Annotated in this window: 13 protein-coding genes; 6 read left to right on the top strand and 7 right to left on the bottom strand. The window is 33.0% G+C overall.

Features of this window, described 5'->3' with window-relative positions; translation table 11 throughout:
* Positions 1 to 39 precede the first annotated feature (39 nt).
* The 3 genes from xerD to DPN68_RS03685 all read right to left on the bottom strand — a co-directional run bounded on the left by xerD (position 40) and on the right by DPN68_RS03685 (position 2,292).
* Positions 40 to 942, bottom strand: a complete 903-nt coding sequence (xerD, locus tag DPN68_RS03695; protein ID WP_113988258.1) for a site-specific tyrosine recombinase XerD — start codon at positions 940 to 942, stop codon at positions 40 to 42.
* A gap of 75 nt (positions 943 to 1,017) precedes the next feature.
* Positions 1,018 to 1,563, bottom strand: a complete 546-nt coding sequence (locus DPN68_RS03690) for a porin family protein (RefSeq protein WP_113988256.1) — start codon at positions 1,561 to 1,563, stop codon at positions 1,018 to 1,020.
* Positions 1,564 to 1,680: 117 nt separating this feature from the next.
* On the bottom strand, positions 1,681 to 2,292 hold the full coding sequence (locus DPN68_RS03685; protein WP_113988255.1) for an outer membrane beta-barrel protein: 612 nt from the start codon (positions 2,290 to 2,292) through the stop codon (positions 1,681 to 1,683).
* 303 nt (positions 2,293 to 2,595) lie between these two features.
* Here DPN68_RS03685 and DPN68_RS03680 point away from each other — a divergent pair, with 303 nt between their 5' ends.
* From DPN68_RS03680 to DPN68_RS03670, 3 genes are all read left to right on the top strand, one after another.
* Positions 2,596 to 3,147 (top strand): porin family protein, encoded by a 552-nt coding sequence (locus DPN68_RS03680; RefSeq protein ID WP_113988253.1) that lies wholly within the window; start codon positions 2,596 to 2,598, stop codon positions 3,145 to 3,147.
* Positions 3,148 to 3,223: 76 nt separating this feature from the next.
* Positions 3,224 to 3,637 carry a type II 3-dehydroquinate dehydratase gene (locus tag DPN68_RS03675; protein WP_113988352.1) on the top strand — a complete coding sequence of 138 codons (414 nt, stop codon included), beginning with the start codon at positions 3,224 to 3,226 and terminating at the stop codon, positions 3,635 to 3,637.
* A 51-nt stretch (positions 3,638 to 3,688) separates the two neighbouring features.
* The gene (locus DPN68_RS03670) at positions 3,689 to 6,154 is read left to right on the top strand and encodes a DUF5686 and carboxypeptidase regulatory-like domain-containing protein (protein ID WP_113988251.1); all 2,466 of its coding nucleotides are present in this window, start codon (positions 3,689 to 3,691) and stop codon (positions 6,152 to 6,154) included.
* A 115-nt stretch (positions 6,155 to 6,269) separates the two neighbouring features.
* On the opposite strand, the gene DPN68_RS03665 is transcribed toward DPN68_RS03670, so the two are convergent.
* From DPN68_RS03665 to DPN68_RS03650, 4 genes are all read right to left on the bottom strand, one after another.
* Positions 6,270 to 7,037, bottom strand: coding sequence for a sulfite exporter TauE/SafE family protein (locus tag DPN68_RS03665; RefSeq protein WP_113988249.1), 768 nt, complete (start codon positions 7,035 to 7,037; stop codon positions 6,270 to 6,272).
* A 70-nt stretch (positions 7,038 to 7,107) separates the two neighbouring features.
* On the bottom strand, positions 7,108 to 8,418 hold the full coding sequence (murA, locus tag DPN68_RS03660; RefSeq protein ID WP_113988247.1) for a UDP-N-acetylglucosamine 1-carboxyvinyltransferase: 1,311 nt from the start codon (positions 8,416 to 8,418) through the stop codon (positions 7,108 to 7,110).
* Between the two features lie 6 nt (positions 8,419 to 8,424).
* The gene (locus DPN68_RS03655) at positions 8,425 to 9,126 is read right to left on the bottom strand and encodes a DUF4290 domain-containing protein (protein WP_113988246.1); all 702 of its coding nucleotides are present in this window, start codon (positions 9,124 to 9,126) and stop codon (positions 8,425 to 8,427) included.
* Position 9,127: 1 nt separating this feature from the next.
* On the bottom strand, positions 9,128 to 9,412 hold the full coding sequence (locus DPN68_RS03650) for a DUF493 family protein (RefSeq protein WP_113988245.1): 285 nt from the start codon (positions 9,410 to 9,412) through the stop codon (positions 9,128 to 9,130).
* 125 nt (positions 9,413 to 9,537) lie between these two features.
* On the opposite strand from DPN68_RS03650, the gene DPN68_RS03645 reads away from it, so the two are divergent.
* The 3 genes from DPN68_RS03645 to fmt are packed head-to-tail and all read left to right on the top strand — an operon-like array spanning position 9,538 to position 12,942.
* Positions 9,538 to 10,077 (top strand): AAA family ATPase, encoded by a 540-nt coding sequence (locus DPN68_RS03645; RefSeq protein WP_113988243.1) that lies wholly within the window; start codon positions 9,538 to 9,540, stop codon positions 10,075 to 10,077.
* Positions 10,078 to 10,108: 31 nt separating this feature from the next.
* Positions 10,109 to 11,995 (top strand): RecQ family ATP-dependent DNA helicase, encoded by a 1,887-nt coding sequence (locus tag DPN68_RS03640; RefSeq protein ID WP_113988242.1) that lies wholly within the window; start codon positions 10,109 to 10,111, stop codon positions 11,993 to 11,995.
* Entirely contained in the window at positions 11,995 to 12,942 is a 948-nt protein-coding gene (gene fmt / locus DPN68_RS03635; RefSeq protein ID WP_113988240.1) for a methionyl-tRNA formyltransferase, read from the top strand. The genes DPN68_RS03640 and fmt overlap by 1 nt, the downstream gene beginning before the upstream one ends.
* Positions 12,943 to 13,031: the final 89 nt, after the last annotated feature.

Genomic DNA, 13,031 nt, shown 5'->3' with positions numbered 1-13,031 from the left:
ACCACAAAAAATACTGAGACTGAATACTGCGACTGAAAACTACTTACGCGGATGAAAACTATTCAAAACTTCAGCCAAAAACTTCCTATCCAAATGCATGTAAACCTCAGTTGTTGTTATGGATTCATGACCTAACATTAATTGAATGGAACGCAAATCAGCACCATTCTCTAAAAGATGTGTTGCAAACGAATGTCGGAAGGTATGAGGAGAAATTACTTTTTGTAAGCCTATTTTTTCGGCTAAATCTTTAATTATGGTAAAAACCATAGCGCGAGTGAGTTGTTTCCCTCTTCGGTTTAAAAACAAGGTGTCTTCAAACCCTTTTTGAATTTTAAGATGGTTTCTGATGGTATTTTGATATAAAGAAATATACTTAACCGTATTAGAACCTATAGGAACAAAACGTTCTTTATTTCCTTTTCCAGTTACTTTGATAAAACCTTCTTCAAAAAATAAATCAGAAATCTTTAAACTTATCAATTCAGAGACACGTAAACCACAACTGTAAAGTGTTTCCAGCATGGCTCTATTGCGTTCTCCTTCTGGAGTAGACAAGTCAATGACAGCAATAAGCGCATCAATCTCGGAAGTTGCTAAAGTATCTGGTAATTTTCTACCTACTTTGGGCACTTCAATTAACTCCATTGGGAAATCTTTGCGGTAATCTTCAAAAACAAGAAAGGTGAAAAAACTTTTTAAACCAGAAATAATTCTTGCTTGACTTCTAGCATTGACTTGGGAAGCAATTTCATAAATAAACTGTTGAACGGTTACTTCAGAAATAGTTAGTGGTGATTCTTGAATACTATTTGTTACTAAAAAAGCAACTAATTTTTCAATATCAAAACTATAATTAGCAATGGTATTTTCGGAAAGCCCTCTTTCCAAACGCAAATAATTTTGATATTCTTTCAAATAAGACAACCACGATGCACTCATGATTCAAAGATAACAAAATTGGAACAAAAAAAATCCCGAGACAAGCTCGGGATTTCTTATTATTTATTGTTCAGATTAGAATCTGTAACCTAAACCAATTTGTAAACCAGTATTACCAAAATCAGCACCATCAATTTCAGAAATATTAGATAAACCTAAGTTATAACGAACATCAAACATTAAACCATTTGATAATTCATAACCAGCTCCAAAACCTACACCAAAATCAATTGACTTAACAGCTTCATCTACGAAATCATTTTCAGCTCCAATTTTAAAAGCAATTTGTGGTCCAGCTTGTAAAGACAATCCTTCAATTACATAATATTTAGCCATTAAAGGTAATCTTAAATAATCCACACCTGCTTCATCTGCACCTTCAGTAGAATACATTAATTCAGGTTGAAAATGGAATTTCTCAGATATGGCAATATCTGCTAAACCTCCAATATAAAAACCACCTCTAGCATCACCACCATCAGCATCACCTGTAAAGTTAGTAGAGCTAAAACCAGCTTTAACACCAAATTTAATATCAGAAGAAGAACCTTTTGAATCCTCTTGCGCATTAGCAAAAGTGAAAGCGAATACTGCTAAAGCAGATAATAAAACTTTTTTCATGTTTAATTTAATTTAAAGTTATCGCCACAAATATAATTAAATTAATAATAATAAATAATTTTTTACTAAAAAAAATCCCGAGGCAAGCTCGAGATTTCATCTTATTTGTTTTACAAATTAGAATTTGTAAACTAAACCTAAATTAATATTTGATAAGTTACCGTTCACACCGAAAGAATTCAAAGAATCATCAGCATCTTCAAATTTGTATGAATTGTATCCTAAACCTGCCCATGAAGCTTCAATAGCAAATTTACTAGATACAAAGTAGCTAAGACCTAAACCAGCATTGATTCCGAAAGAAGTAGCTTTAATTTCTCCACCATCCTCATACTTGTCTGATCCAAAACCTACTGCAGCCTGAGCAAATACAGAAAATTTATCAGCTGGTGTAAAGTAGTAACGTCCAAAAATATCAGCTCCGAAGCTAGAAAATTTCTCAACAAAACCTGAACCTAAAGGACCTAAATCAACTTCTACATTTTCAGCAGAAGAAATTTTCAACATAGCACCAATTGCAATGTTTTCAGAAACAAAATATCCAACAGCTGGAGAGAAGTTGAATGAACTTGCATCATAAAAATCACCAAATTTTTCAGAACCAAATCCGAAAGAACCTGATACAAAAACATCACCTTTAGAGAAACCACCGTTTCCTTTTTCTTCCTCTTGCGCATTAGCGAAAGTGAAAGCGAATACTGCTAAAGCAGATAATAAAACTTTTTTCATGTTTAATTTAATTTAAAGTTATCGAGGCAAATTTATATGTTTTTTTTAAAATAACTCTCAAAAAAAGTGAACTTATTAACACTTTTTTTAAGCATATTTTTCACACTTATTGACAGTCAATGAATTAGAATAACTCTAGTAAACAAAAGGCTTTAACAAATAATACTAACTTAAAGTTATTAACAATTTATAAAAATCATTTGTAGTAAAAGTAAGTATTAAAAATGTCTAATTTTGCCATTTTTTATTAACTTAGCCAATAAAATTAAGTATTCATTCGTTATAACATAAACAAAAAACAATATGAAGAAGCTATTATTACTTTCTGTTCTAGTTCTAGGAATTAGCACTACACAAGCACAAATGTTACAATTTGGGGTTAAAGGAGGTTTAAACTTCGCTAATTACACAGGTGGCGATGTGGAAGGTTTTGATTTTAAAACCATAACTAGCTATCATTTTGGCGCCGTTATGGAAGTGAAAATCTTTGAAAACTTCGCTATTCAACCTGAGTTGTTATACTCTACTCAAGGTTCTGAACTAGATGGTTTCAGTCAGCAAATTAAAAACGAATTAGGTTACCTTTCATTACCTGTTTTAGCAAAATTTTATCTAACTAGTAATGGATTGAGTTTAGAATTAGGCCCACAAGCTTCTGTTTTGGTAAGTGAACGAAATAATGTGGATACTGGAGACAGCAATACTTTTGACTTCGCTATTGCAGGTGGATTGAGCTATAAAATCACAAAAGGCTTATTTGTTTCCGCTCGTTATGCTGCAGGTTTAACTGAACCCAAAAAAGAAGCTGATGTAAAAAACTCATTAGTTCAGTTGAGCGTTGGTTACCTATTCTAAAAAAAGAATCACAATATTTTGTCAAAACCATTCGAAATAACGAATGGTTTTTTTATTTTTACATAAAGTAATTCGTATGAAAATTATCATTATCAACGGCCCTAATTTAAACTTGCTAGGCAAACGCGAAACCGAAATCTACGGCACAGAAACTTTTGAATATTGTTTCAATAAATTAAAAGAACAATTTTCAACTATCGAATTGAGTTATTTCCAAAGCAATATTGAAGGGGAAATTATTTCTAAAATGCACGAAGTTGGTTTTCATTACGACGGTATCATTCTAAATGCTGGAGCTTACACACATACTTCCATAGGAATTGGAGATGCCGTAAAAGCTATTCCAACACCTGTTATAGAAGTTCATATTACCAATACCTATGCACGAGAATTATTCCGTCATCAATCGTATATTGGACCTAATGCCAAAGGAGTAATTATTGGATTTGGATTGGATAGTTACAAATTGGCTTTGTATTCGTTTTTATAATTATATCGAATTTACTACACAACAATAAACAGTCAACAACATTCAACTTCTATGAAAAACTTCTACTTGTATATAATTTTATTCTTTTCTTCTTTTGCATTAGCTCAAATTAAAGGAATCGTAACTGATTCCAATAACCAACCGATTCCTTATGCCAATATTTATATTGAAGGAACTTACATAGGAACAGCTTCCAATGAACACGGAAAATACGAACTGAATTACACCACTACTAAAACCGTAACAATATTGTTTCAATCCTTGGGCTACAAAACTTTAAAGCAAGTAATTGAAATTACCAATTTCCCATACCAATTAGATGTAACTTTACAAGAAGAAAATTTTATTTTAAATGAAATCACATTACAAAACGGGGAAAATCCAGCCAATGAAATTATCCGAAAAGCTATTGCTTCCAAAAAGAAAAACACGGAAAAAACCGATAAATTTGAAGCCGATTTTTATTCGAGAGGTATTTTTAGAGCGAAAGACATTCCAAAGAAATTTCTTGGTGTTGAAATTGGTGACTTAGAAGGTAATTTAGATTCTACAAGAAGTGGCGTAATTTATCTTTCTGAAACCGTTTCTAAAATCAAATTTGAAAAACCAAACAACTTAAAAGAAGAAATCATCGCTTCAAAAGTTGCTGGAAACGACAACGGCTTTAGCTACAATACGGCTTTAAATACCAATTATGATTTCTACGAAAACTATGTAGATTTTGGCATTAATATGGTTTCTCCTATTGCCAATAATGCATTTAATTACTACAAATACCAATTAGAAAGTACGTTTTACGATGAAAACAACCAACTCATCAATAAAATCAAAGTCACGCCAAAACGCGATAAAGAACCTGTTTTTGAAGGACATATTTATATCGTAGAAGATAGTTGGGCTATTTACGGTATTGATTTGGACATGAAAGGGTATCGCATGCAACAACCTATTTTGGAAACCATGACTTTGGTACAAAATTTCAGCTTCAATACCAATAACCAACTTTGGATTAAAAACATTCAATCGTTAGAATTTGATGCAGGTATTTTTGGGATGAAATTCACTGGAAAATTTACTTATGTTTTTAGTAATTACCAATTTAAAGACGCTTTCGACAAAAAAACTTTTGGCAAAGAAATTGTTTCATTTGCAGAAGATTCTAACAAAAAAGAGGACAGCTATTGGACTACTTTCCGACCAGTTCCTTTAACCGAAGAAGAAGCTACTAACTACATTAAGAAAGACAGCATTCAAACCTTAAGAAAATCGCAAACGTATTTGGATTCTATTGATGCTAAAGGCAATCGTTTTCATTTGGGTAAGATTCTAACGGGTTATACCTATAAAAACAGCTATGAAAAATGGAGTTTCAACTACCAAGGAATTGCTGGTCTAGGTGCAACAAGTTTCAATACAGTGCAAGGTTGGAGTTTGAATACTGGATTTTCCTATAGAAAAACGAATGAAGAAAAAGGAAAATTCACTTCCATTTCTTCCAATTTCAATTATGGTTTAGCCGAAGATCGTTTGCGTGTACAAGGTAATTTTTACCATCGATTCAATAATAAAAATAGAGCTTACTTTAGTGCCGCTGGAGGAAGTGCGGTAAGTCAATTTAACAATAACGAACCTATTTCTCCTTTTATCAATAGTATAAGTACATTATTCTTCAAAAATAATTTCATGAAATTATACAATAAAGAATTTGCTACTTTAACCTACGGACAAGAAGTGGTGAATGGTATTTTTGGGTATGCCAATTGGAATTACGAAAATCGTCGTGCTTTATTCAACAATACCGATTATACCATTATTAAAAACAGCGATAGTTACACTTCCAATGATCCGCTACAACCGAATAATTTCACCTCAGCGCCTTTTGAGAATCATGATATTATGAAGGCTACCATTGGAACACGCATTCGATTTGGACAAAAATACATTTCGCGTCCTGATGGAAAATTAAACATCCAGAATGATGCTTATCCGGTTTTAAGTTTATCGTACCAAAAAGCCTTCGGAGCTACCAATAGCAACTACCATTTTGATTTTGTAGCAGCCAGATTAGACTATGATAAAGTTTTTGGAAATAAAGGAGAATTTGGTATAAGAATTCGCGGTGGAAAGTTCTTTAATGCAGAAAACATAGCATTTATGGATTACAAACATTTCAATGGTAACCAAACACATGTGAATTTCCGCGGCGAATATTTGAATAGTTTCAATTTGTTGCCTTATTATTCTAATTCTACCAATGATGCTTACGTAGAAACACACATGGAGCATAATTTTAAAGGCTACATTATGAATAAAATTCCGTTGTTAAACAAATTACAATGGAATTTAGTTACGAGTTTCCACCAAATTAATGTTCCCGATATCAAACCGTATCAAGAGTTTACTGTTGGTTTTGATAATATTGGTTTTGGAAAATTCCGTTTCTTACGAATTGATTATGTTAGAGCGTATCAAAACGGCTATCAAGGTGATGGCGTGATGTTTGGATTGAAGTTTTAGGGATTAAAATTTATTTTTAAACCATTAAGAAATTAAGGAAATTTAGGTTTTTCTAAATGAAAATTAATTTCTTAATGGTTTATTAGAAAGTAAGATTTTGTTATTAAACTAATTTTTACTTCAAAATTACATCATAAGCAAACCTTAACAGCATCAACCCAACCACAACTAAAAAGAACACTCGAATAAACTGATTGCCTTTTGAGATCGCTAGCCGCGCTCCTAACCAAGCACCTGTTACATTACAAATTGCCATTGGAATAGCAATTGTCCAAATGATTTTTCCTTTTAATACAAATAAAGTGATAGAACCAATATTTGTTGATAAATTGACTAATTTCGCATAAATATTAGCTTTTAAAAAGTCAAAACCGAGAATCGCAATAAACGCCATGATTAATAGACTTCCAGTTCCTGGCCCAATGAATCCATCGTAAAAACCTAAGAACACACAAATTATACTTCCGTAAATGTAGGTTTGTTTTTTTGTTAATTTATCAATCTGAAATTGACCAAAATCTTTTTTGAAATACGTATAAAGCAACAACAAAATTAAAACCACAAAAAGTAAGGGTTTCATGAAATCGTTTTGCATGACATTGAGCAAACTAGAACCTAAATAAGCAAATCCGAAAGAAATAATTGCCATTACCAAAAACAGCTTCCAATTGACTTTTGCCGATTTTAAATAATGATAGGTTGCCATACTCGTTCCACTAAAACCCGGAATTTTTAATGTTCCTATAATGGACGCAACAGGTACATTAGGCAACAAAATTAAAGCTGCTGGTGTTTGAATTAAACCACCGCCACCTACAATAGCATCAATAAAACCGGCTACGAAGGATGCTATGCAGAGAAAAATGATGATGTAGGTTTCCATATTATAGTTTTCAGTCACAGTTTTCAGTCACAGTAAAACCGCTTACTGCGACTGAGTACTGAAAACTAGATTAAACTCTTACAATATTAGCTCCAATTGCGCGAAGTCTTTCATCGATGCGTTCGTAACCTCTGTCGATTTGTTCTATATTTTGAATAGTTGACGTTCCTTTTGCGGTTAAAGCGGCAATTAACAATGAGATTCCAGCTCTAATATCTGGCGAACTCATAGTTGTAGCTTTTAATTGCGATTGGAAATTATGCCCCATAACTACGGCTCGGTGTGGATCACATAGCATAATTTTGGCTCCCATATCAATTAATTTATCTACGAAGAACAAACGACTTTCAAACATTTTTTGGTGAATTAAAACATCGCCTTTAGCTTGCGTTGCCACCACTAAAACGATACTCAATAAATCTGGCGTAAATCCTGGCCATGGCGCATCGGCAATGGTTAAGATAGAGCCATCAATGTCAGTTTTAATTTCGTATCCTTCGGTATGTGCTGGAATGTAAATATCTTCGCCTCTTCTTTCTAAAGTAATTCCTAATTTTCTAAATACATTTGGAATTTGTCCTAAGTTATCCCAACTCACATTTTTAATGGTAATTTCACTTCTAGTCATCGCAGCAAGACCAATCCACGAACCGATTTCTACCATATCGGGTAAAATGCGGTGCTCGCAACCTCCTAAACTTTCCACGCCTTCAATTGTAAGTAAATTAGACCCAACGCCAGTGATTTTAGCTCCCATTGAGTTTAACATTTTACACAATTGTTGTAAGTATGGTTCGCAAGCAGCGTTATAAATTGTTGTTGTTCCTTCAGCTAAAACGGCTGCCATAACAATATTGGCAGTTCCAGTTACAGAAGCTTCATCTAAAAGCATGTAATTTCCTTGTAATCTACCGTCGATTTCCACTCCGTAGAAATGGTCTTCTCTTTCATATCTGAATTTAGCTCCTAAGTTGATAAAGCCTTCAAAATGCGTATCCAAACGACGACGTCCAATTTTATCACCACCTGGTTTTGGAATATAACCACAACCAAAACGAGCCAATAAAGGACCCACAATCATAATAGAACCACGTAAACTTCCGCCTTCTTTTTTGAATGCTTCCGTTTTTAAGTAGTTTACATTTACCTCATCGGCTTGAAACGTATAATCACCAGGACCATTTTTTTGAATTTTAACCCCTAAATTACCTAAAAGTGTTATTAGCTTATTAACATCAATAATATCTGGAATATTGGTGATTCTAACTTTTTCAGCCGTTAACAACACTGGACACAACACTTGTAAGGCTTCATTTTTTGCGCCTTGTGGTGTGATTTCTCCTTTTAATGCTTTTCCACCTTCAATTTTAAATGTTCCCATTTGGTCTTATTTTCGATTGTTGTTTTTTGGATTGTTTATTTTTTTCTTAAAGTTGACTTTTCCACCAAGATTTTTATTGGCAGGATTTCCAAATTGGGATTTATTAGATACTTTCTTGTTCACTTTCATTAAATTTTGTGAATTAGAAAGTTCTTCATTGGAAGAAAATAAATTAATTTTTCCGTCTGAAAGCTCTAATAAATGTTGGAAAATCACTTCATCTTCTACTGTTTCTTTATTCCAACTTAAGTAACTTTTCTTCATGTGATTGGCAATAACCAAGACCAAAGCATCTTTCATATCACCTGCTTCCCACTTGATAGCCACATCAATCATGTATTTGATATTGTTTCCATAAAAACGATATTTTGGAAAGTTTTGCGGATATTTCAATCGCTCCGGTTTCAAACTCAACACTTCACGAGAAGGAATGGGATAGGGAGAATCTACATCCAATTCAAAGTTGGACATAATAAACAATTGATCCCACAATTTATGTTGAAAATCAGGCACATCACGTAAATGTGGATTCAAAGTTCCCATTACTGAAATCACATATTTCGCAGCTTTATTTCGTTTTTCTCTATCTTCAATAGTTTTAACTTGGTCAATCATCTTTTGCAAGTGTCTTCCATATTCTGGAATAATTAAAGAGGAGCGCTGGGAATTGTATTCTAAACTAGCTAAACTTTCTTCTAAGTAACTCATATTACAACGATATTATGCCTTCAATAGTGGCTAATTCTTGGTATTTTTGGATAACAGCGTCAGGATTTAACATATCAACGGTAATGGAGATACTCGTATATTTTCCTGTTTTTGATTGTTGGGTACTAATAACGGCCCCCATATTATCAAATGCTGCTTCTACTTTATTAATTTTATTCGTATCTGAAGGAACTATAAACTTATATAAATATGACGTTGGCCACATAGAAGTATTGGCTAATTCTTCTCTTAATCGATTGTAAAAATCTTCCGTTTTCTTATCCATTGTTCATTTCATTTTAAAAGCAAATATACTTTTTTAACTTCAGAAAACCGTTTTTCAAAACTATAAAATTTTCAAACTTGAATAGATTTTTAAAATAGTTTACTTTTGCGCTTTACAAAAAAAGCATGAACAAGGAAATTATAGTTTTAGTTGGCGGACCCAGTTCAGGAAAAACCACTCTGATTGAAGCGTTAAAAAACAAAGGATTCATTTGTTATCCTGAAATTTCTCGTGAAGTAATTAGAGAAGCTCAGGAACAAGGCATTGAACAGTTGTTTTTAGAAAAACCACTTTTGTTTAGCGAACTTTTATTGGAAGGAAGAAAAAAACAACACCAAAAAGCATTACTTGAGCCAAGTGAAATTGTTTTTCTAGACCGCGGAATTCCTGATATTTTAGCTTACATGCATTACATTGGCGACAGTTATCCTGCTTTTTTTGATGAAGCTTGCAAAACGCATTCTTACACTAAAATTTTCATGTTACCGCCATGGAAAGAAATTTACATAAGTGATGCCGAACGCTACGAAACCTACGACCAAGCTGTTTTGATTCACGAACATTTGGAAGAAACCTATCGCAATTATGGATATGATTTAATTGAAATTCCAAAAGATACTGTTGAAAATCGAGTGGCCTTTGTATTGGAACAAATTGGTAAATAATCCTATATTTACATCAATTTTGTGATACACAATGGTTGAAGCTTTACAAATCCTTCAGAAATATTGGAAACATAGTGCATTTAGAAAGCCTCAAGACGAGATTATCCAATCGGTCTTAGATGGAAATGATACTTTTGCATTACTCCCAACTGGTGGTGGAAAATCGGTTTGTTACCAAGTTCCGGGTATGATTTCGAGCGGAATTACTTTAGTGATTTCTCCCTTAATTGCTTTGATTAAAGACCAAGTAAATAATCTCCAACAAAAAGATATTAAATCCGTAGCATTAATTGGCGGAATAAATCAAAATGAAATCAGTGATTTATTAGACAATTGTCAGTTTGGTAATTACAAGTTTTTGTATTTATCTCCAGAACGTTTGCAACAAGAATGGATTGTGGAACGCTTAAAACTTTTACCTATTTCTTTAATTGCTATTGATGAAGCGCATTGCGTGAGTCAGTGGGGACATGATTTTAGACCTGCTTATCTTAAAATTAAAGACTTAAAAACGCATTTTCCAGCGATTCCTTTTATTGCATTAACAGCTTCTGCTACGTTTCGTGTGCAACAAGATATTATTGAACATTTGGCATTAAAAAATCCGGTTGTTTTTAAAAAATCATTTGCGCGAGAAAACTTGGGTTACCATGTTATAAAAACTGATGACAAACTGCATAAAATTCAGCAAATAGTTTCCAAAAACAAGCAATCGAGCATTATTTATGTGAGAAACCGAAGATCTTGTTTAGAAGTTTCGCAGCAGTTGAATAGTTTAGGTCACACAAGCACATATTTCCATGGCGGTTTACCTTTAAAAGAAAAGGAAAAAAACATGCAACTTTGGATGGAAAACGAAGTGCAAATTATTGTGGCAACAAATGCTTTTGGAATGGGAATTGACAAACCCGATGTAAAAACCGTCATTCACATTCAACTTCCTGAAAATTTAGAAAATTATTACCAAGAAGCAGGAAGAGCAGGAAGAGATGGAGAAAAAGCTTTTGGAATTTTATTAGTGAGTTCGGGCGATGTGGAAACTGCTAAAAAACAATTTATTGCGAATTTACCCGATAAAAAATTCCTAAAAGAAGTTTACATCAAACTGAATAATTACTTCCGAATTGCTTATGGTGAAGGTTTTGGAGAAAATTTCTCGTTCAATGTCAATCATTTTGCTCAGCAGTACAAATTCCCAATTATCAAAACGGTAAATGCTATGCAATTTTTGGACCGACAAGGAATCATTACGCTATCTAATGAGTTTTCAGAAAAAGTAAATTTACAGTTTATTCTACCTAGTAAAGAGATTATTCGTTATATCAGTTTGCATCCAAAAGATGAAGCAATTATTACTACTATCCTAAGAACTTACAGTGGTATTTTTGACATTGGTAGTACCATTAATATTGATTTAGTTGCCAAAAAATCCAATTGCCATTCAGAACAGGTATTGGAAGCCATCAAAAATCTAGAAAAAAACAACTGTGTAATCGCTACCATTCAAAACAATGATGCAAGTATTACGTTTAATGAAGTTAGAGAAGACGAACACACCATTAATCGTGTTGCTAAATATTTAGAAAAGCAAAACGAATTAAAAACCAATCAATTAGCAAGTGTAATTGACTACGCAAATAACGAAGCCACTTGTAAAAGCAAGCTGCTACTCTCCTATTTCGATGAAAAAAACATAAATGATTGTGGTATTTGTTCCTATTGCTTATCTAAAGAAAAAAGGAATCCCAAAATAGTTTTGGAAGAAATTCTAGCCTGTTTAAACAAACAACCACAAACTTCTAGAGAATTGGAAAGTCAATTGTCTTTTACTACCAATGAAATTTTATTGGGAATCCAACTTTTATTGGAAAACAACAAAATAGCCATCAATAATCACAACCAATATTACTTACTATAATGGAAAAACTTAAAATTGTATTCATGGGAACTCCCGATTTTGCCGTTGGAATTCTCGATACCATTTACCGAAATAACTATGAAATCGTAGGCGTAATCACAGCACCAGACAAACCTGCTGGAAGAGGTCAGAAAGTAAGTATGAGCGCGGTTAAAGTCTATGCTTTAGAAAAAAACTTGCGTTTACTACAACCAACTAATTTAAAATCGGAAGAATTTTTAGAAGAGTTACGAAGTTTAAATGCCAATTTACAAGTAGTAGTTGCTTTCCGAATGCTACCAGAAGTTGTTTGGAAAATGCCAAATTTGGGAACTTTTAACTTACACGCTTCTTTATTACCGCAGTATCGTGGTGCGGCACCTATCAATTGGGCTATAATTAACGGTGAAAGCAAAACTGGAGTTACCACTTTCTTCATTGATGATAAAATTGACACTGGCGCAATGATTTTAAGTAAGGAAACGGAAATTGCTTCCAATGAAACAGCAGGTGAATTGCATGACCGCTTAATGCATTTAGGAAGTGAAGCCGTTATTGAAACCTTAGCGCTCATAGAAAAAGGAAACGTACAAACAACACTTCAAGAAGAAAAAGGGGAAATAAAAACCGCTTACAAATTGAATAAAGAAAATTGCAAAATTGACTGGAACCAATCAGGTAGTGTCATTTTCAATCATATTAGAGGCTTATGTCCGTATCCAGCAGCTTGGACATTTATAAAAGATGGTGATAATGAATGGAATGTAAAACTGTACGATTGCGAATTTGAAGCAGCACAACATAATTTTACTGCTGGACAATTACTAACAACGAAAAAAGAATTAAAAGTGGCTACCAAAGACGGTTTTATTAAGGTAAATAGTCTACAATTTCCAGGAAAGAAGAAAATGCAAACCCATGAGTTGCTAAATGGAATTCATTTTTCTGATAGCACATTAGCTTTTTAGCACCTTAAAACACTGATATTTTCAAGAATTTAGAATAAAACAAATAATGTTATTAACATTTTTGATGTTTTATTAACATTTTTGAATAA

The organism is Flavobacterium tibetense, from assembly GCF_003293845.1.
Classification (GTDB): domain Bacteria; phylum Bacteroidota; class Bacteroidia; order Flavobacteriales; family Flavobacteriaceae; genus Flavobacterium; species Flavobacterium tibetense.
The sequence above is the reverse complement of the archived record's forward strand: the minus strand, read 5'-3'. Positions and strand labels throughout refer to the sequence as shown.

What these genes read in the sequence shown, in the direction of transcription:
- DPN68_RS03650 (WP_113988245.1), bottom strand. Translation starts at nt 9,412, where the DNA reads ATGGATAAGAAAACGGAAGATTTTTACAATCGATTAAGAGAAGAATTA.
- DPN68_RS03685 (WP_113988255.1), bottom strand. Translation starts at nt 2,292, where the DNA reads ATGAAAAAAGTTTTATTATCTGCTTTAGCAGTATTCGCTTTCACTTTC.
- xerD (WP_113988258.1), bottom strand. Translation starts at nt 942, where the DNA reads ATGAGTGCATCGTGGTTGTCTTATTTGAAAGAATATCAAAATTATTTG.
- DPN68_RS03675 (WP_113988352.1), top strand. Translation starts at nt 3,224, where the DNA reads ATGAAAATTATCATTATCAACGGCCCTAATTTAAACTTGCTAGGCAAA.
- DPN68_RS03670 (WP_113988251.1), top strand. Translation starts at nt 3,689, where the DNA reads ATGAAAAACTTCTACTTGTATATAATTTTATTCTTTTCTTCTTTTGCA.
- murA (WP_113988247.1), bottom strand. Translation starts at nt 8,418, where the DNA reads ATGGGAACATTTAAAATTGAAGGTGGAAAAGCATTAAAAGGAGAAATC.
- DPN68_RS03680 (WP_113988253.1), top strand. Translation starts at nt 2,596, where the DNA reads ATGAAGAAGCTATTATTACTTTCTGTTCTAGTTCTAGGAATTAGCACT.
- DPN68_RS03690 (WP_113988256.1), bottom strand. Translation starts at nt 1,563, where the DNA reads ATGAAAAAAGTTTTATTATCTGCTTTAGCAGTATTCGCTTTCACTTTT.
- DPN68_RS03640 (WP_113988242.1), top strand. Translation starts at nt 10,109, where the DNA reads ATGGTTGAAGCTTTACAAATCCTTCAGAAATATTGGAAACATAGTGCA.
- DPN68_RS03655 (WP_113988246.1), bottom strand. Translation starts at nt 9,126, where the DNA reads ATGAGTTACTTAGAAGAAAGTTTAGCTAGTTTAGAATACAATTCCCAG.
- DPN68_RS03645 (WP_113988243.1), top strand. Translation starts at nt 9,538, where the DNA reads ATGAACAAGGAAATTATAGTTTTAGTTGGCGGACCCAGTTCAGGAAAA.
- DPN68_RS03665 (WP_113988249.1), bottom strand. Translation starts at nt 7,037, where the DNA reads ATGGAAACCTACATCATCATTTTTCTCTGCATAGCATCCTTCGTAGCC.
- fmt (WP_113988240.1), top strand. Translation starts at nt 11,995, where the DNA reads ATGGAAAAACTTAAAATTGTATTCATGGGAACTCCCGATTTTGCCGTT.